This is a genomic window from Flavitalea sp., assembly GCF_035489435.1.
Lineage (GTDB): Bacteria > Bacteroidota > Bacteroidia > Chitinophagales > Chitinophagaceae > DATHKG01.
In genome coordinates this window covers 44,615-62,669 of record NZ_DATHKG010000050.1, presented here as the reverse complement: position 1 = coordinate 62,669, position 18,055 = coordinate 44,615, and the positions used below count along the sequence as shown (strand labels likewise).

Genomic DNA, 18,055 nt, shown 5'->3' with positions numbered 1-18,055 from the left:
CCATAACTTGTATTCACTGTTAATGTACTGGTGTCTTCAAAATTTACTTTCAGCCATTCAATCGATCGGACAATGGTAGTCTTTGCAGGTGTAATGGGACTTAAATTACTTTCACCTTCTTTGATCAGCAAAGCATATCTATAAGCCGGTGTATAAATTTCTGATAATGATCCTCTCTGGTAAGAGATAGTAGGATCCACATATTTATATCCACCAGGTTGTTCAATCGCGACAATTACATGATCAAACTCATAAGGGGAAGGTGCTTTATTAATTAGTTCCCCCCTGATCCTTGTATTAACCAGCGCGGCATAAGCATGAATATCCTGGTTACGCAAAATAGTTGCGAGCAGGAGCGCCTTATCTTTACAATCGCCATAGCCGTTTTTAAAAACTTCGCCCGGAGCATGTGGTCTATGTGTGTTTACCCCGATCTCAAGACCGAGATACCTGATATCATCCTGGACAAAACGAAGTGCCAGCCGGGTAAATTCATTATCATCACCGCCAGACTGTTTACGCCATTCAATGATTTTTGTTTTCAGCGAAGCGGGAATATCAAAATTATAATTGTTATTGATATTAAGGGCCCAGTTTGCCACTTCACTCCAGTTGCTGAATTCACTTATTGTTACGGATGGATATGGATCGAACCAGGAAGGAGTTGAACTTGTCGATTCCCATAAACCGATCGGGGGATTGTTCCAGTGATAGATTTTCGAATCTCCTTCTGTCGATTCCTGCGGTTTTGGGCAGTTACCAAAATATGTGAAGTTGAGTTTCCTGGGTGCATCTGCGATAATAGTCCGATAATAATTCAATATGGGATTATCATTTGCGAAATCCAAATTGCCGGTGAACTTATTGTTAAACACAGGATTAAAACCGGTCAGGGAATATGCTGCTTCTATACGGTCTTCTTTCCTGATGTCTTTCAGTATGACAAAGGCTCTTTTAAGACCGTTGTATTGGTATTGATCCACATCATTTTCTTCCTGTATCACCTTTATATCATTAAGCCTGAGTTGGTTCAATACAACTCCATTCCTGATAATCCGTATATAATGAAATATCAGGGTTTCATATTCAGGGGAAAACTCTACTGATATTTCAGAGGCGTTTTGAATTCCAGATTCGTTAACAATTTTCCTGATGTAGTGAATGTAATTGGTTTGATTGCTTAGGTTGGTCTGTGTATCAAAAAGTTCAAGATAATACCCGTTGCTGATTTTTTTAAGGTCTGGTTTTTTTGAAAGATCGGGTTTTACCGGGTACAGCCATGTTGGCTCGGATGAGATCCGGGGTTTGTCTTTGGCAGACACAAGCTCTGTTACCAGAAGCAACAGCAGGACAAAAATGATACGCATGGAGATAGAGGTTAGAAGCTTTCAAACATAAACATTATATGATCCATTTCAAAGTATTGTAACAGGCAACAGAAGATTTTATGGAAACGGGGATAGCAAAATTTTAATTAATAGGTGTTTTCCATTATTTGCAATCAACATATGTAACCTGCGTTGCCTTTAGAAGCTTAATTTATTATGTTTACACCGCATGAAAAAGACCCCTATCATAATTCTATTGCTGATCAGTTCAGCTGCCGTGTTTGCACAAAAAAAGCCTAAGGAAGAATTTTACATGTTTGATTCAAACATGAAGGGAGTTACAAAACCTGATTCTGCCGGTTACCTGATGCGTGTTACAAAATTTGCTGATACGCTCTGGCAGTTTGATACCTATCACACTTACGGTCCACTTACTTCAACGGAACAATACAGGGATCAAAGGGCCAATAGTCCTTCTGGTCGATTTACTTTCTATCATTCTTCTGGTTTTTTAGATTCAACCGGTATGGTTATTAACGGCAGGTTGGATGGCGACTGGAATTTCTGCAACGATACTGGTGGTATCATCACCCAGAAAAAATATGCAATGGGAAAGCTTATCAAGGTTCGCGATCTATTGCAGGAAGACCGTGATAAAAAATTAAAGGAGGAGCAAGATAAAAAGGAAGGAGTAATTGCGGATACTTTTAAAAGAGATGAAAAAGAATCAGAATTTGCAGGCGGGCTCGGAGGATGGAAGCGTTACCTCATCAAAAATTTAAGGTATCCAGAGAGGGCCGTTAAGTCAAACATAAGCGGGCGGGTGTATGTTCAGTTCGTTGTAGATACCGAAGGCAAGGCCACCGACATAACCATATTCAAAAGTGTTGAATATTCTCTCGACCAGGAAGCCATGCGTATTTTGCAGGAATCACCAAAATGGACTCCGGCATGGCAGGATGGGAGGGTGGTAAAATCATACAAAAGACAACCAATTATATTTCAGTTGCAGTAAACTGATATTGCTCTTTACGTTTTGTATCTTCAGGTTCTACCCGAGTCCGATCAAAACCCATCAATAGAAAATAGTTTTGATTCGGAGTTGGAAGATAAACCCGACTTAATGTTCATTATAATTTTCGCTTGTGTTGTTGATGATTATCTGCGTTTTTTTTCTCTGCCGATGATTAGGAGGTATATAAAAAAACAGCCCGGTATCATTGTGATACCAGGCTGTATGACTTAATAATATTCACTCAACCGTTATTTCACACTTGAAAACGCCTGTCCACTCGTATCCATTTGGATTCCAGAATATTTTACCATCGAGCGGCTGGCTGCGGCCTAGCGCATCTGTGGCTCTTGCCCAGATCTCATAGCTACCCGGTTCGAGGTTCTTCTCAGTTTTCCATTCGTACCAGCTATAGGGACTTTCCGGAATATCAAACTCCGCAGGCGTCCAGCTTTTTCCACGATCAACCGAAACCAACACCGACTCTACAGGAGCTTTGCCGTCGTTATAGGCGACCCCGCTAATGCTGACTGTTCCGGATTTTAACCTGGAGTCGGGCAGCGGTTTAAGGATATAACTCATCAGTCGAATGTCCCAGGTCGGCCTGCTGTTTTCTAAAGTGAATCTGAACTTCTCTCCGGGCTGAAGAAGGGTATAGGGAACCCGGTATTCAGTTGCGTGGTAGAAATTGGGAGATTCGGCAGTTTCAAATTTCAAATGGGTGAGCCATTTAATCTGCATAGTGCCGAATAATCCTGGTGTGACTAACCGAACCGGCCCTCCGTGAATACCAGGCAAAGGTTCTCCGTTGAGTTTTAGCGCAATTATCCCTCTTTCTAAAACGTCGGCGATCGGGATACTATGTTCAAGATCGGGTTTCTCAAGACCCATGGCGGCGTCCTGGCCTTCGGCGGTGATGTACTTAACCTGGGGATCAATCTCAACTTTGTATTTTTCCAAAATTGCCTTTAAAGGAACGCCGGAGAAACGGACATTGCCTACTCCGCCCTGGTCCCATGGCGTACCCTTTATTCCACCGTATTCATTCCTGCCATTTCCGGAGCACTGGAGAATCATTTCATATTCGACCTGGTCCATTTCCAGTAATTCTTTGGCCTGGAACACGACCCTATACGGTCTTATAAGCCCACTTAGTTCGATCTGCCAATCATCCAATGGCACCGGGTCCATGGTCATACCGATATCGAGATCCTGGATATTGCGGACGAATAATATGCTTTTATCCGTTATCCTGTTTTCTGCGAGTAAACTTACCGGGGTTGAAAGCACAAGTGGTACAGCATTCATTACCTCGAGCCTTGTGTCTATCCCTTTAATCCAATCTGAGGCATCGATTTTATTTTTGTCGTCGCTCATTTTTTCATCTTTAATTTATGTCAATTCATGTTATGATTTAAACCCATCCCACTACTTCTTCAACCAGTCAGCAAGTATCTTCATGTCTTTGAAGGCAAGGCTCATGTCGCCTTCGAAGTACATGCCTCCGAGTACCTTGAGAACAGGAAGCTTGTAGAAAGGATCTTCGTCCGATTTGCCGAAACCGATTGAAGCTCCTGATGCTTTAAAGAAGTTGCCTTTCATATGCCATGGTGAGCCTATTACCCGGGCTACAACGGGTTCGTCAGAACCTACCTGTGGTACCACTTTAAGGCTTGCTGTAGGCAACGGTACAGTTTCCTGTGGTTTGCCCGTAGGTGCCGGCAGTGGCAGTGTCATATTGTAAGGGTAAGGTAAGGACAGCGGTTTATCTGCTGGCAGCGGTGTTGAAAACAGCTTGCCGCCAATCTTTATACTGGAAGATGCCAGTCTTTTGCCATGCCTTTCGAGAGAGACTCGGTATTCGTCACCGATCCGGTCAAATTCGATCTTTGCTAATTTCTTGGGCCAGCCACCAATCTCACGGCCACCTGCCAGCGCTGAGTCATTATCGACATAGATCAGCGGTACGGCAAGAAACATTTCTCCATTAAAAAGAGATGGGATAAGTGGCATGAACTCGTTATAAGGACCAAAGCTGCTATCCCGGTAGTGGGCCCATACAGCCTTTACTGCAGCATAGCCTGGCAACTCCTTGATAGGCAAAGTCGATAGTTGTTCCGGCAACATTGCAGCTGCGCTGTTGGCGTCAGTCAGGTAGTCGACAATAACGACATCTATATCATTCCAGTTCCAGGTGGGAGAGTTTTTATATAGCCCGCCCATCGAGAAAGGATGGTTCTTAAGGTTGATCTTACCTTGAACCGGCTGGGCAACCGGACCGGCTCCTGGCATCTCTATAGAAGGATCCGGGATCCACTTGAATTCATCTTCAGAAAACCCTTCCGGTAATGGGCTGGGTGCTAATGGGGCATCTGCTTCTATGTACCAACGCGTGATGGTCCATTTACCATTGCGCTTTTCCAGGTTCGCGTTATAAGTACCCGTGGTAAGTACATGCAGATGATCCGCTGCGGGAACGCTTGAGATCAACATATAAGTACGCACTTTCGCAGTTGTGGCAGTTTGCTCCGCCACATGCACATTGCCCTGAGTGTGACGACGCACGCCTTTCGAACCCTTGCCGGGAATGATATAGCGACTGTTCACCAGGTCTTTAAATGCCGGCATACCCTTTATGATGACGGTGCCCAGCTCCGGGGTGGAATTTTCGAATACAACATCTTCTGAAAACAATCCGAACCAGTCGGTCCAACGGCCTTCGTCAATCAGGTACGAATAGGCCATAACGTGATTAATGATCGCCTGCCGGTCAGCCATGAAAGTCGGATCGGTGTTAACGGTACCCGAATAGTCAGCTATCGCCATTTCCAGTCTTGCTGGTCCGGGAACAGTCTGGTGGGGAACGAAATTTTCTGTGCTCATTTTTTTGATCTCCTTTTTATTGGTTTGTAATATTTTTTGGATTGAACTGTCCTTGAAAAGTTTGATGCTAACGAAGACATTTTAATATTAATTCAGTTCACGGTAACTAATCCCATGAACAGATCTTCATGGACTTCATAGACACTATAATTTGAGAAATCTAAATATCTGGATTGATCAATGAATCATAAATGCCATCGCTAAGCCAATCCAATTTATTAGTATTTATAGGGGATGACCAAAAAAAGGGGGTTATTCACTGTTAAATGAGACGTTTAACCTTGGCCGTTGTAAACCTGGCATTGATTCACGAAATATCAGATATGTTAATCTGTCAAGGAAAGTTTGAACCCGTTATCCGGTATTTACTTAAGATTGTATTCTTGCTTTAATAAAAGCATTGCCTCTTTGATTTTGGAAAGTGCTGGTTCGTTCATGGTTATATTCTGAATCTTTAGCAGAGAACTATAATGCCCCATAATATTAGCCAGTTCCTGGTTAGTGTGATCTTGGCGATTAATTATTTTAGGTTGTTTGTTTATCAATGTGTCATTGAATGGATCAAAATCCTGGATTGGTATATGATTAAGATAAAATGGGTTGATATATTTTGTATAATATTCAAGAGACGCATCTGTAAGTTTCACACACCTGGGTAACAATACATCATAGTAAGTCTGAAGGCAAATAGTCAAATCCGGGTTATGAATATAACGCAACGATCCAGATGTTTTCATCTGGTTGTACGTTGTGGTTGTGACTGGAAGATCGTAAGCAAATGTAATTGGAAGTAATGTTTCCAAAATTTCTTTGTCTGAAGCGTTGGTTTGCCTGGTCAACTGGTAAAGCAGTTTGGCATGGCCTTCCAGGTTCGATTGAAGATCTTTTTTCCTTCTCTCAAAAAATGAAGAATCTAATCGAAGATCTACCAATAGATGTTTTGAAAATTGTTCCGCTCTTTTATTTTCTATATAATGCTCCCTGGTATTCTCGACAAAAAAACCGGCTGTAACAGCAAGAAAAAGCATTAAAAACTCGAACAAATAATCTTTCCATTTTTTTGAATGGTGAACATGGGGGTGATGGTGCAGCTCCATAGATTCAGTTTGAATTTCGGTTTGAGGTTCTGATTGCGATTCAGTTTGAGGTTCTGATTTAGCTACTGGTTTAAGTTCTGGTTTAACTCCTGGTTGAGGTTCGGCATGAGGTTCAGTTTCAAACTCAGTTTGACGTTCTGTTTGATGGTTTGGTTGAAGTCCTGGTTGAATTTCAGTTTCAGGTTCCTTAATTAAAGAAGTTTGTTTCGGCGAAGACATGGTTTCCGATTCGGTATTTGATTCAACTAACGGATTGACCGGACTATCTTCCCGGGGCTTAGGTAGTTTTTCTTCCGGTTTATTTCCAGAAGTATTTCGTTCATCTTCCATGTCTAAAAGATTATGATGAAAGAAAGGTTGGCCTATCCCAAATATCGGCTTTGTTGTAAAATGCCGCAAAAGAAGTTTCGCAATGAAACGTAATTCCGATAACCGACGATGAGCATCGTCGGTTATCGGAATTAGTAGTAGCTTCTACTGTTTGTGAATTTTCAAATCCGATTTGAGTTATTTGATTTGTGATTGTTTGACTAATTGCTTCACTTCGTTGAGGACAACTGTTTTGCCCAAAGCACCATATTCATGCAGGTCACCAAATGCTTCAATTCGGATGGATTGATCAATTCCACCTAAATGTAAAGGTTCAAAGCCATTGTCACGAATCAGGTCTTCAATTGCTGCATTGATGCTTGTATCATCTGTTGCAAAAAACAAAACAGCCTTATCAGGGCTTTGAAAAGCCGCTTTTGAAAGGGAAGCGACGCTTAATGTTCCTAAAGCTTTTACCAGCTTTGCACCTTTGGGTATTAGAGAAGAAAGTATTTCACCTGCAGACAAGTTTTCATCAATTATCTTTTTAAAACCACCTTTTTCATCCGGCGCAATAGGGTTGGAAGGGTCAACGATGATTTTTCCCTCCAATTCTTTTGCATAAGTTTTAAATAACTCTTTTATTACATCAAAATAAACGGCAAGTATAATGATGTCGGCCTGGTTTATGGCAGTTGCAATTGCGGCAGGCTGCGCCAGGTTTCCTAATTTTTTAGATAACTCATTTGCCTTTTCGATTTTTTTATCGGCAACAATTACTGAACGATTACCTTTTACAAGATTGGTTGCGACCACAGTTCCGATATTTCCAAGACCGATAACTGCTACTTTTGATTGCTGTTTCATAAACTATTTCTTTTGAATTAAATGACTGATTTGATAATGCAAATCTCTGGCATTGAAGATGAGTGCTCCAATGACCTGGTTTAAGAAATAGTCTTGATCTGGTTTAAGAAATAATCTGATCTGGTTTAAGAAATACTTTTGATTTGTTTAAGAAAAATACTCTTGATCTGTTTAAGAAAATACTCTTGACCTGGTTTAAGAGTTTGAAGGCTTTGTTGCATTGCGCTTTCGCAAGCGGCTTAGAAACTCTGGGGTAATGCCTAAAAAAGATGCTATCTGGACCTGTGAAAGACGGTTGGCAAGATGCGGGTAAATTTCGACAAAGGATTGGTAACGTTCTCCAGCCGTTGAACTTATAGTTTGGAGCAGCCGTTCCTGAAGTCGCACAAAACTATTTTCTATCAGCACCCGGAAGATCCGATCAAACTTGGAGGTCTGCATATATAATGAAACAAGATCTTCGCGGTTGATTTCCAACACAACTGTGTCTTCAAGCGTTTCGATATTTAGCATCGAAGGCTTTAAGCCGTGGAAACTACCAAGATCAGTAATCCAATTATTTTCAGCAGCGAACTGAAGTGTATGTGTTGTGCCCTTTTCATCTATTTTATACATTTTCAGGCAACCTCTTACTACGAAGTAAAAATGGTTACATACAGCACCTTCCTGTAACACATATTGACGTTTACGAAACAAACGGTGATGGAATTTCGTTTTTACCAGTTCCTTCTCTTCCCTATTCAATGGTATGAGCCGATCAAAATAATCAAGCAAAGGTTCAATGGAAGCTGTTGATGCATTTAATTTCATGCTGATTGCGTTATCACGAACTCAATATAACTTTTTACCCCGATTCATTTATATAAAAACTTCGTCCTTGTATTGAACATGCAATCTCTTTTTATTGATTAACCTACTGCATTACTATTTTACCATTGAGGTCTGGACAGGTTGGCTTGCGGATATTTTTGCTGTCATTATTGAAAAGCATAGAAAAATCAGAAATCGCAATAAATTTACTATTGGAAAGAGAAAAGTAGAAGCAAGTAAAATTTGTAAAACTGAAACTTACATGACTAAAACAGCAATCACCGGCATTGCGCCGTTTTTTATTGTAAAAAATGTTCCGGCCGCGCTAAGCTATTATCATGATCTTCTCGGGTTCGACATCACATTTCAAGGACCCGGTGAGGACGATATTTTTTTTGGCATTGTCCAACGGGGTGCGGCAATGATCATGCTCAAGGAAGTTGGAGTCGACCCGGTGCCGAACTACACGAGAGATATCAAAAAAGGCATTGCCCGGTGGGATGCTTACGTCCATGTTTCTGATCCTGATGCACTGGCAGCAGAATTCTCTTCGCGTAAAGTCAGATTTTTTACACCGATCAATAACAACGATGATGGATTGCGCGGATTTGAAATTGAGGACGCTGACGGATATATATTGTACTTTGGGTGTCCTCATAAGAGTTAGCCGATATATTGCTTAAGTTTTGCAATTATGGTTGACTGGACCCTTCTAATGATCACTTCCTGTCTAATAATATAATCCCAATCCCTGCCTAAAGGGTCTTTTTTTAAGGTTTGTAATTGTCGCCTTTGTTCGGTATTTTTGCTTGTTCGCTTTTTTCGAACATAATTATTTGCCGAACATGAAAAAGCACATGGTAGATCAGATACTGGAAAACTTCACCCAGCTGACAGGAATTAAAGCAAAGTGGAGAACTATTAAGGAAGCCGACTACAAGTATGATTATGTAGATGGCATTGTACAATTTAATATCGGGGGAACTAAGATTGAAATGGCTGCTGAGGCTAAAAACAATATTCAAAACCCTAATCTTCCTGACCTGATAAACCAAAAAAATCACAACAAGGAGGTTTTGGTTCTTGCCAATACAATAATGCCCCGATTTAAAAAGGAACTTCATGCTCTTGGAATTAATTACATTGATGCTGCAGGCAATGCCTTTGTAAAACATGACCCGTTATTTGTCATGATTGAAGGCCGAAAAGAACTGGAGAATCAGAAAGAATTTAAAGCAAAACCATTCAGCAAAGCAGGTCTCAAAGTGATTTTTCAATTTTTGCAGCATGATGATTACATCAACGAGACTTTCAGAGAAATAGCTAAAGCAACAGAGGTAAGCCTCGATACAGTGCACAAAACTGTTAATGGATTAAAAGAACTTCAGTATCTGGTTCCATTAAATAATTATACACTTAAATGGAATAGAAAGAAGGAATTGTTTGATAGATGGATAACGGAGTATGAAACCCGCCTGAAACCGAGTCTTCAAATAGGAACCTTTGCTTTCATTAATGACAAAGACTTTCTCAACTGGAAAAAGATCAATTTCAAAAGTACGCTGACAAAATGGGGCGGTGAGCCTGCCGGTGAACTGCTTACTGGTTTTCTCAAACCGGAAAAATTAACCATATACACCAAGGAGAATAGGCTCGACTGGATTAGAAATTATAAGTTAGTGCCTGGTCCTAAAGGATATATCAGCATCTACGACAGGTTTTGGAAACAGGGTGAACAAGAGAAAAATACGGCTCCTCCATTGCTTGTTTATGCGGACCTGATTAATACCGGTAACAGAAGAAACATTGAAACAGCCCAAAAAATTTATGAGCAATATTTACAGGATAAATTTTAAAGAACTCAGGCAAGAAAATCTAAAAGATATTTTTGCATCTTTTGAAAGGGCATTACAAGCTCTTGATATTGATTTTTATTTAATTGGTGCATTGGCTCGTGATACCTGGTTTGCTCAAAAAAACATTCGGACGTTGGGTACAAAAGATGTAGACTGGGCTGTAGCTGTTTCCGAAGAATCCCAATTCAAAAAGTTGAAGGAATTTCTGATTAAAAATGAAGGCTTTTCTGACTCTTCGTCGAACGAATATATAGTATTTGATAAAAAAGGACAGCAGATTGATCTACTTCCTTTCGGGGCAATAGAAATTGAAAGTAATAAATTTATTGACAGTACAGGCATTGCACGTTCCGACATAACCGGATTTCAGGAAGTTTATGAGGGAGCTGTAGAGGATGTAAAATTCGAAGGCAAATACACATTTAAAGTTTCCTCTTTACCGGGTATTGTTATCTTGAAACTTATTGCGTTCGATGACAGGCCGGAAATGAGGACTAAGGATATTCAGGATATAGGATCCATTCTCAATAATTATTTTGACATTGAAACAGAAATGATTTACCGAAAATATGTGGACCTTTTTGAAGTATACGGGGAATTGCCATCCGTGGCTGCAAGGGCATTGGGCCGGGAAATGCAACCTATTTTAAATCGAAACCTGCTGCTAAAAGAAAGACTTCTTTCAATTCTTTATAAGAATATTGAAAAGTTAACAGAAAGTCCAATAGGACTTATACTTGTAAATGTTCTCAATTTAAGTCCGGCATCAATTGAAGATGCTGTTGGATTATTAAACGAAATCGTTACAGGAATTCATGATAAAATTGACAGTACTTCGTCAAAAAGCAGTGTTGACAATGAATATTTAAAACAAGTTGCATTTTTTAGGGATATTACAAATGGTGATTTTGAATTAACTGTTCTTTCACCTCTCTATCCTGTATCGCCTCATTCTATTTTCTCAAAGGATTGCCATTTTATTAAACTATCTGGAAAGTCAATTTATCGGTTTTATATGATCTTTTATATAGCAACAGGTGAAACTCATAAAATCCTTATTACTCCCAATCCAGTTACATCTGTTGTCGAGGGACTGTGGGAGATACCACTAAATAGATGTCAGATTAAATTTGAGCTTGTAACCCAAAACAACCATCATGGTGAGGAGTATTGTAAGCTATCTTTTCAACTTGGTCATGGCAATGAATAGATTTAAATGAATAGATTACTCTTTGCGGCTTTGCGTGAAATGCATTCCTTCAATCGAAGCAAGCCTACTTCAACTCTAATATTTAAGTTAATGTAATAATTAGATAACCTTTACACCAGGAACCCATTCCCACGTGTCGATACCTTTGCCCGGCTATGGAGATCAGTGTACAGCAAATAAGAGCGGGGGATACAAAGAGTTTTGAAAAAGCCTATCAGCATTACCACACAAAATTGTATTTCTATGCTTTCAAACACCTGCAGTCAGCCTTTCTCTCCGAAGAAACGGTTCAATTAACATTCATCAAACTCTGGGAAAACAGGCAAAAGTTATCCGACAGCGTTGACCTGTCGACGCAGGTATTCCGCGTGGCCAAGAGCACAATGATCGATCTCCTGAGAAAGGAACAAACCTCCAAAAAACATTTACTGGTCCCGGCTGACGATGCACATGGCCTCTACGTCGAAACGGATATTACCTACAAGGACGAGCTTCGCCGGGTCAATGAAATCATCGAAGAAATGCCACTGGCGAGAAAGATAGTGTTCAAGCTGAGCCGCTTCGATGATCTTTCACATAAGGAGATCGCGGAACATTTGTCCATCTCCACGAAAACAGTCGAAAACCAGATCGGGCGGGCTATCCGTCACCTGAAGGACAAAATCGGCTTCCTCATTTCCGTATTACTTTAAAGCTGCCGGTTACCACATCGCACTATTAACTAATTGTTACGCGTGGGGGAACGGCCCTTTTTAAACGAAGTATAGCTATATGGATATCACCGAAGACATGATAGAACGATTCATTATTGGTGACTGCAGCGCGGCCGAGAAAAAAAACGTCCTGGAATATTTCCGTCGACACCCGGACCTCCTCCAATCACTACTATCAGAAAAAAGCTGGAGGGTATTTGAGACTCCGCTCGGCTTACCAACTGATACTTCGGTCAGAATGTTGAATAATATCCGGGCAGTGACAAGGCCGGGTAAGACAGCTATAATAGTCCGGTATCCCTGGCTATCGGCGGCAGCAATGGTGATCGTTGTTCTATGCGTCTATCTGTTCACCAATGATTTTAAAGAACAGCAGTTTGTTGACCTCTCTGACAAACATCCGATCGAAAAGAAAACTTACCAGCAAAATATCAATCTAACAAACAGCCCGGTATCGCTGGCCCTGTCAGATGGCACTATCATTGAATTATCACCAGGCAGCGAACTTGCCTACGATTCACTGTTTGCCGGCAACCGGAGGGATGTTTTTTTGAAAGGCCAGGCTTTATTCCATGTTGCTAAAGACCCCGCAAGGCCATTCACTGTATATGCAGGAAGGCTGGCCACAACGGCGCTCGGTACCATTTTCAAGATCACCGCATTCAGCGGGGAAACGAAGACCACGAGCATCCTTCTGCTGGAAGGAAAAATTGTGGTAAACCCTGACAGCATCCTTAAAACAAGGGGTATACAACAAGCCATACTGCAACCAGGGCAGGAGCTTCGTTTCGATCCGATTAAACAGCTGGCCTTCGTAAGGATTAAGGAGATCATGCACGCGAATGCGGCGCACCGGAAGACGCTGCATAAGAGGGATACTTCGCCAAACGACATACTCAGGTTCCACGATGAACCCCTCGCCAGTGTATTCGATGCACTCGCTCAAAAGTATCAGCAAAGAATATCCTATAGTAGAATCCAACTTTCCGGTATGAGTTTCACCGGCGAATTCAACAACAAGGAATCAATATTCGAATTTATACAAACGGCTTGCCAGCTCAACGGGCTTACAGTTCATCGCTCTGATAAGATGATCATCGTAAGCAGTCCATGATTCATTAAGTAACCATTATTATAAACAACTGAAAAAAACATGCAAAAACATGTGCAGGAATCTTATTGTCTAAACTGAAACAATTTAATATGAATTAATATGAATGCAACGATCAAACCAATTAAACTGCTTCTGAAAACGGTAGGTTTACTACCATTCTTTGTCTGCGTTATCACATCACAAGCACAGAATGCAGGCTCCGTCGCTACGGGAATAATAAAAAACAGCGATGGCGAAGTATTAAGCGATGTAGTGGTAACTATGCAAAACAGTTCCAACCATCCCGTACTCAACACCACCTCCAACGAAAAGGGCATCTTCATCCTGGACAACCTGCAGCCGGGCGGACCATACAGGTTCATTTTTAGTCACGTCGGCTATATCCCCGACACACTTTCAGGATATACTGTGACTGAGAAAGCAAGGATTTCATTGTCCGTTAATTTGAAACAGCAATCAAACGAATTGAACGAGGTGGTTGTCACCGCCCTCGGAATCCGCCGGGAAGAAAAATCACTGGGATATGCGGCTCAAACGATAAAAGCAAACGCCGTGACAGATGCGAAGACTCCGAATTGGATCAATTCACTCTCGGGAAAAGTAGCGGGACTAACGATACAAGGTGCAGGCGCCGGGCCCATCGGTTCGTCGCGCATCACACTGAGAGGCGAATCATCGCTCAACCTGGATAACAACCAGGCATTGATCATCATCGATGGAGTACCGGTAAGCAAACGGATAACAGGCACTGGCTTTTCATCTAACCTGTCTGCCGACAACCCGGTTGACTTCGGCTCGGATCTTTCTGATATAAACCCTGACGATATTGAAAAGGTGACAGTATTAAAAGGAGCCGGAGCCACAGCCCTTTATGGAAGCCGTGCTGCCGGTGGCGTTATTCTCATTACTACTAAGTCAGGGCAAAGAAAGGAGAGGGGCATCGGCATCACATTCAATTCCAATGTAAGCATGGACCAGGTAAACCGTTGGCCGGATTACCAGTATGAATACGGAGAGGGAAGAACTGATGCCTATTACTCATATCTCAACAGCGTCGATGGCAGCAACACCAGTACGACCGTTGCAGCCGGAAGAGCATTCGGACCAAGGTTCAATGGCCAGTCGTATTTTCAGTATAACCCAAATTCTCCCGATGGCAAACCAACCGAACGCACTCCCTGGGTAGCTGATAAAGATTATATTACCGGCTTCTTCAAAACGGGACTAACAGTTTCCAACAGCATATCCATCGATGGCGGCAACGACAAAGGTTCCGCACGCCTATCGTTGACCCACCTCAAGAATGAATGGATACTGCCGAATACCGGGTTCGAAAGGATCAATGCCGCACTATCCGTGAACCAGAAGATCAGCGACAAATTAAAGATCAGCGGCAGGGTCAATTACACTAATAAGAAAAGCGACAATCTTCCAGGAGCGGGATACAACAACCAGTCGATGATGTATTTCCTGATCATCGGAACTACACCTAATATCAGACCCGAATGGTTCAAGCCTTACTGGCAACCGGGACTGGTAAACGTGAAGCAGAAAAATCCATTTAATACAGGCCCCGATAATCCATACCTCGACCTGTATGAAATGCTGAATAAGATAAATAAACATGGTGTTATCGGTACGATCTCGGCGAACTACCAGATAAGCCCCAGGTTGGAACTGATGCTGCGTTCCGGCACCGACATGTCTTATGAATACAGATCGCAACAACGCCCGTTCAGTATGACCAAATTCCCCAATGGCATGTTCAGGGAACAGAGCGTATTCAACTACGAGATCAACACGGACGCATTACTGACCTATCATGATAATATCGGCAAAGATTTCAAGTTCACCGTCTCTGCCGGCGGAAATGCGATGCGGCAAACCTATGACTTCGCGGGTATGTACGCCGATCAATTGGCACAGCCAGGAATATATATGATCTCTAACAGTCTTTTCCCCGCCGTTGCAGATCCGCAGAAATCCAAGAAGGCGCTTAACAGCCTCTATGCATCCACACAGTTTTCATATAGGGAGAAAATTTTCCTCGACATAACAGGCCGCAACGATTGGTCAAGCACATTACCAGAGGAAAACAATTCCTATTTCTATCCTTCCGTAAGTACGAGTCTCCTGCTTAATGAAATGATACAAATGCCGGTGGCCGTATCACTCGCCAAACTGAGGTTCTCATGGGCACAGGTCGGCAATGACGCTTCACCATACAATACAGATAAATATTATGACAGGATCTATAGCAACAGCTTCACCAATCCAGGCACATTATACAATCCCAATCTTAAACCAGAAATAACCTCCAGTTACGAAGCTGGATTTGATCTGCGCTTATTTAATAATCGTATAGGTCTCGACCTCGCCGTCTATACCAACAATAGCCGCAACCAGATCATCGCGCTTCCCGTTGATCCCATTTCCGGCTATAATAGCAAGGTGGTGAATGCTGGCTTAATCAACAGCAGGGGTATCGAAGCAGTTATAACTGGAAAACCCATTTTAAATAAAAATTTCACCTGGACCACTACGCTTAACTGGAGCATGAACCGCAGCTATGTGAAGGAACTCGCCGAAGGAGTCACCAGCCAGATCATCTACAACCATGGCGGCAACGTGACCATCGAGGCCAGGGTCGGTGGACGGATGGGCGACATGTACGGACGTCCACTACTTCGAAACGATGAAGGAAAGATCATTTACTCCGCCACCTCCGGTCTGCCTTCAGGACTCGACCCGGTAGCTATAAAAATGGGTAATGCCTTCGCCGACTGGAAAGCCGGACTGATGAATGAGTTTACCCTAAAGAATTTCAGGTTCAGCTTCCTGCTGGATGGACAAAAGGGCGGAAGCATCTGGTCGCAGACCAATTATAAAAACAATAGCCTAGGTAAGACAAAGGTCACCCTCCCCGGCCGTGCTGAAGGCGGAGTGATAGGTGACGGCGTAGTATTGAACACTGCAAGTGGTAAGTATGAACCGAATACCAAGCGGGTACCAGCCGGATCATACTACGAAACGATGTATAATGATGCTATCACGGAGAACAACATTTTCGACGCGTCATTTCTTAAACTGAGAGAGGTGCGCATCGAGTTCAGCCTTCCAAAAAAATGGCTTCAGCGTCTGCCTATTGAACAGACCAGTATTGCCATCTATGGAAGGGATCTGTTCAACATTACCAATTTCCCTGCATTCGATCCTGAAGGAGGAAATCTTAACAACGGGACGTTGACACCCGGAGTGGAGCTAACGCAATTCCCTTCAACCCGTACGATGGGAATCAATCTTACTTTAAAATTTTAATAAAGCAATATGATACGGATCAAACAATATTATATCGTAACATTATCTGCAATGCTATTTTGTGTTGCATGTACGAAGAATTTCAAGGAATTCAACACCGATCCCAACCGGCCTAAAGGAATTACACCGGGTGTGATCCTCGGTCAGCTGCAATACCGGATCGTGAATACTACAATCAACGAGGGTCGTTTCTTTACACATGAGCTGATGCAGGTGGATGCACCCAGGGCAAGTTCGGGTGCGGGTGGCCTTCACCGTTACGTTATTCAACCGGGTGGCGCTGTATGGAGTAATTTTTACCGGTATATGACAGACATCGAAGACATCTATTCTATCGCGAACGAACTGAATGAGAATAATTATAAAGGCATCGCCCTGGTCTATAGATGTTGGGCCTATTCGATCCTGACAGATCTGTACGGCGATGTTCCCTTTAGTCAGGCCACGAAAGGAACGGACGACAATTTCCTGCCGGCATTCGATAAACAAAAAGACATCTATATGCGGCTCCTGAATGATCTGGATACTGCGAATACTTTGTTCAATACTACTAAGGGGCTGACATTCGGCGGCGATCTCGTATATGATGCTAATGCCTCTTCCACCGCAGGCGCCGGTATTCTTAAATGGAAGAAGTTTGCTAATTCTTTAAAACTTCGCCTGTTGCTACGCATCATTAAACGCGATGGAGAAATAAACGTGAGCGAACAGATAAGTAAAATGCTGGCCGATCCCACCGCATATCCCATGTTCAGCGGTAATGCGGATGAAGCAATATTTAAGTACCCGGGTGTTACACCTTACTTCAACCCATTCTACCTTACAAGGCAGTTGGAATGGAGAGATCAGAACTGCTTTACAAAATATTTCATCAATAACCTGAATGCCGTGAATGACCCGAGGCTCTCCGTATGGGCGACAACAGTGACGGTGAATGGCGCTACAGCATACCAGGGAATTGAAAGTGGCTACCCTACAACCGTTTCCTACCCGGTCGGCGCCAACTCCAGTTACCCCGATGCGCTGAAGACGCTACCCTCACTCGGTGTAATGATGACCTACGCTGAACTTGAATTCATCAAGGCCGAACTTTCCCTCAAAGGGTTTTCAACTGGCAAGACTCCGAAGCAACATTATGAATCCGGTATCACCGCATCCATGAAACAGTGGGGTGTAGCATTGCCATCAGGTTTCCTGGCGCAGCACGGAGTCGCATATGACGCGGCAGCGCCGAAGGAGACTCAGCTTGAGTCGATCATTCAACAGAAATATTATGCCTTCTTCTTCAATGACTATCAATCATGGTTTGAAAAAAGAAGAACGGGCTATCCTGTACTACCGAGAGGATCAGGCATTCCGGTTGAAAATGCATTCCCGGTACGTGTACCCTTCCCTACCTACCTGCAATCGCTGAACCCAAAGAGCCTGGCCGATGCGGTTGCATCCATGGATGGCGACAATACGAATATCAAGGTATGGTGGGATAAATAGCTAGTGTGGTGGGATTAATAGTCAGATAAAAAACTTAATAAAAAACA

The 18,055-nt window shown here is 42.5% G+C and carries 14 protein-coding genes; 8 read left to right on the top strand and 6 right to left on the bottom strand.

Annotation, left to right across the window (positions count from 1 at the left end):
• A partial coding sequence (locus tag VK664_RS08025) for a DUF3857 domain-containing transglutaminase family protein (RefSeq protein ID WP_461398118.1) occupies positions 1–1,367 on the bottom strand: 1,367 nt, incomplete at its 3' end.
• Positions 1,368–1,557: 190 nt separating this feature from the next.
• On the opposite strand from VK664_RS08025, the gene VK664_RS08020 reads away from it, so the two are divergent.
• Positions 1,558–2,343 carry an energy transducer TonB gene (locus VK664_RS08020; protein WP_461398117.1) on the top strand — a complete coding sequence of 262 codons (786 nt, stop codon included), beginning with the start codon at positions 1,558–1,560 and terminating at the stop codon, positions 2,341–2,343.
• A 237-nt stretch (positions 2,344–2,580) separates the two neighbouring features.
• On the opposite strand, the gene VK664_RS08015 is transcribed toward VK664_RS08020, so the two are convergent.
• The 5 genes from VK664_RS08015 to VK664_RS07995 form a co-directional block, all read right to left on the bottom strand.
• A complete protein-coding gene (locus VK664_RS08015) occupies positions 2,581–3,717 on the bottom strand; it encodes a molybdopterin-dependent oxidoreductase (protein WP_461398116.1) in 1,137 nt (378 codons plus the stop codon).
• 51 nt (positions 3,718–3,768) lie between these two features.
• Positions 3,769–5,223 carry an acetoacetate decarboxylase family protein gene (locus VK664_RS08010; protein ID WP_461398115.1) on the bottom strand — a complete coding sequence of 485 codons (1,455 nt, stop codon included), beginning with the start codon at positions 5,221–5,223 and terminating at the stop codon, positions 3,769–3,771.
• Between the two features lie 365 nt (positions 5,224–5,588).
• Positions 5,589–6,650: a hypothetical protein gene (locus VK664_RS08005; protein WP_461398114.1), complete on the bottom strand. Its 1,062-nt coding sequence runs from the start codon at positions 6,648–6,650 to the stop codon at positions 5,589–5,591.
• Positions 6,651–6,827: 177 nt separating this feature from the next.
• Positions 6,828–7,496 carry an NADPH-dependent F420 reductase gene (locus tag VK664_RS08000; protein WP_461398112.1) on the bottom strand — a complete coding sequence of 223 codons (669 nt, stop codon included), beginning with the start codon at positions 7,494–7,496 and terminating at the stop codon, positions 6,828–6,830.
• A gap of 195 nt (positions 7,497–7,691) precedes the next feature.
• Positions 7,692–8,306 (bottom strand): Crp/Fnr family transcriptional regulator, encoded by a 615-nt coding sequence (locus VK664_RS07995; protein ID WP_461398111.1) that lies wholly within the window; start codon positions 8,304–8,306, stop codon positions 7,692–7,694.
• 262 nt (positions 8,307–8,568) lie between these two features.
• Here VK664_RS07995 and VK664_RS07990 point away from each other — a divergent pair, with 262 nt between their 5' ends.
• The 7 genes from VK664_RS07990 (at position 8,569) to VK664_RS07960 (ending at position 18,008) form a co-directional block, all read left to right on the top strand.
• Positions 8,569–8,973 (top strand): VOC family protein, encoded by a 405-nt coding sequence (locus VK664_RS07990; protein ID WP_461398110.1) that lies wholly within the window; start codon positions 8,569–8,571, stop codon positions 8,971–8,973.
• A 178-nt stretch (positions 8,974–9,151) separates the two neighbouring features.
• Complete coding sequence (locus VK664_RS07985) at positions 9,152–10,162, top strand: type IV toxin-antitoxin system AbiEi family antitoxin (protein WP_461398109.1); 1,011 nt, start codon at positions 9,152–9,154, stop codon at positions 10,160–10,162.
• Positions 10,134–11,372, top strand: coding sequence for a hypothetical protein (locus tag VK664_RS07980; RefSeq protein ID WP_461398108.1), 1,239 nt, complete (start codon positions 10,134–10,136; stop codon positions 11,370–11,372). The genes VK664_RS07985 and VK664_RS07980 overlap by 29 nt, the downstream gene beginning before the upstream one ends.
• 155 nt (positions 11,373–11,527) lie before the next feature.
• On the top strand, positions 11,528–12,064 hold the full coding sequence (locus VK664_RS07975; protein ID WP_461398107.1) for an RNA polymerase sigma factor: 537 nt from the start codon (positions 11,528–11,530) through the stop codon (positions 12,062–12,064).
• A gap of 79 nt (positions 12,065–12,143) precedes the next feature.
• Positions 12,144–13,199 (top strand): FecR family protein, encoded by a 1,056-nt coding sequence (locus VK664_RS07970; RefSeq protein ID WP_461398106.1) that lies wholly within the window; start codon positions 12,144–12,146, stop codon positions 13,197–13,199.
• A 99-nt stretch (positions 13,200–13,298) separates the two neighbouring features.
• Positions 13,299–16,517 carry a SusC/RagA family TonB-linked outer membrane protein gene (locus VK664_RS07965; RefSeq protein WP_461398105.1) on the top strand — a complete coding sequence of 1,073 codons (3,219 nt, stop codon included), beginning with the start codon at positions 13,299–13,301 and terminating at the stop codon, positions 16,515–16,517.
• Between the two features lie 9 nt (positions 16,518–16,526).
• Complete coding sequence (locus VK664_RS07960; RefSeq protein ID WP_461398104.1) at positions 16,527–18,008, top strand: SusD/RagB family nutrient-binding outer membrane lipoprotein; 1,482 nt, start codon at positions 16,527–16,529, stop codon at positions 18,006–18,008.
• The last annotated feature ends 47 nt before the right edge of the window (positions 18,009–18,055 follow it).

Coding starts and splice junctions, on each gene's coding strand:
- VK664_RS08020 (WP_461398117.1), top strand. CDS start 1,558: ATGAAAAAGACCCCTATCATAATTCTATTGCTGATCAGTTCAGCTGCC.
- VK664_RS08015 (WP_461398116.1), bottom strand. CDS start 3,717: ATGAGCGACGACAAAAATAAAATCGATGCCTCAGATTGGATTAAAGGG.
- VK664_RS08010 (WP_461398115.1), bottom strand. CDS start 5,223: ATGAGCACAGAAAATTTCGTTCCCCACCAGACTGTTCCCGGACCAGCA.
- VK664_RS08005 (WP_461398114.1), bottom strand. CDS start 6,650: ATGGAAGATGAACGAAATACTTCTGGAAATAAACCGGAAGAAAAACTA.
- VK664_RS08000 (WP_461398112.1), bottom strand. CDS start 7,496: ATGAAACAGCAATCAAAAGTAGCAGTTATCGGTCTTGGAAATATCGGA.
- VK664_RS07995 (WP_461398111.1), bottom strand. CDS start 8,306: ATGAAATTAAATGCATCAACAGCTTCCATTGAACCTTTGCTTGATTAT.
- VK664_RS07990 (WP_461398110.1), top strand. CDS start 8,569: ATGACTAAAACAGCAATCACCGGCATTGCGCCGTTTTTTATTGTAAAA.
- VK664_RS07985 (WP_461398109.1), top strand. CDS start 9,152: ATGAAAAAGCACATGGTAGATCAGATACTGGAAAACTTCACCCAGCTG.
- VK664_RS07980 (WP_461398108.1), top strand. CDS start 10,134: ATGAGCAATATTTACAGGATAAATTTTAAAGAACTCAGGCAAGAAAAT.
- VK664_RS07975 (WP_461398107.1), top strand. CDS start 11,528: ATGGAGATCAGTGTACAGCAAATAAGAGCGGGGGATACAAAGAGTTTT.
- VK664_RS07970 (WP_461398106.1), top strand. CDS start 12,144: ATGGATATCACCGAAGACATGATAGAACGATTCATTATTGGTGACTGC.
- VK664_RS07965 (WP_461398105.1), top strand. CDS start 13,299: ATGAATGCAACGATCAAACCAATTAAACTGCTTCTGAAAACGGTAGGT.
- VK664_RS07960 (WP_461398104.1), top strand. CDS start 16,527: ATGATACGGATCAAACAATATTATATCGTAACATTATCTGCAATGCTA.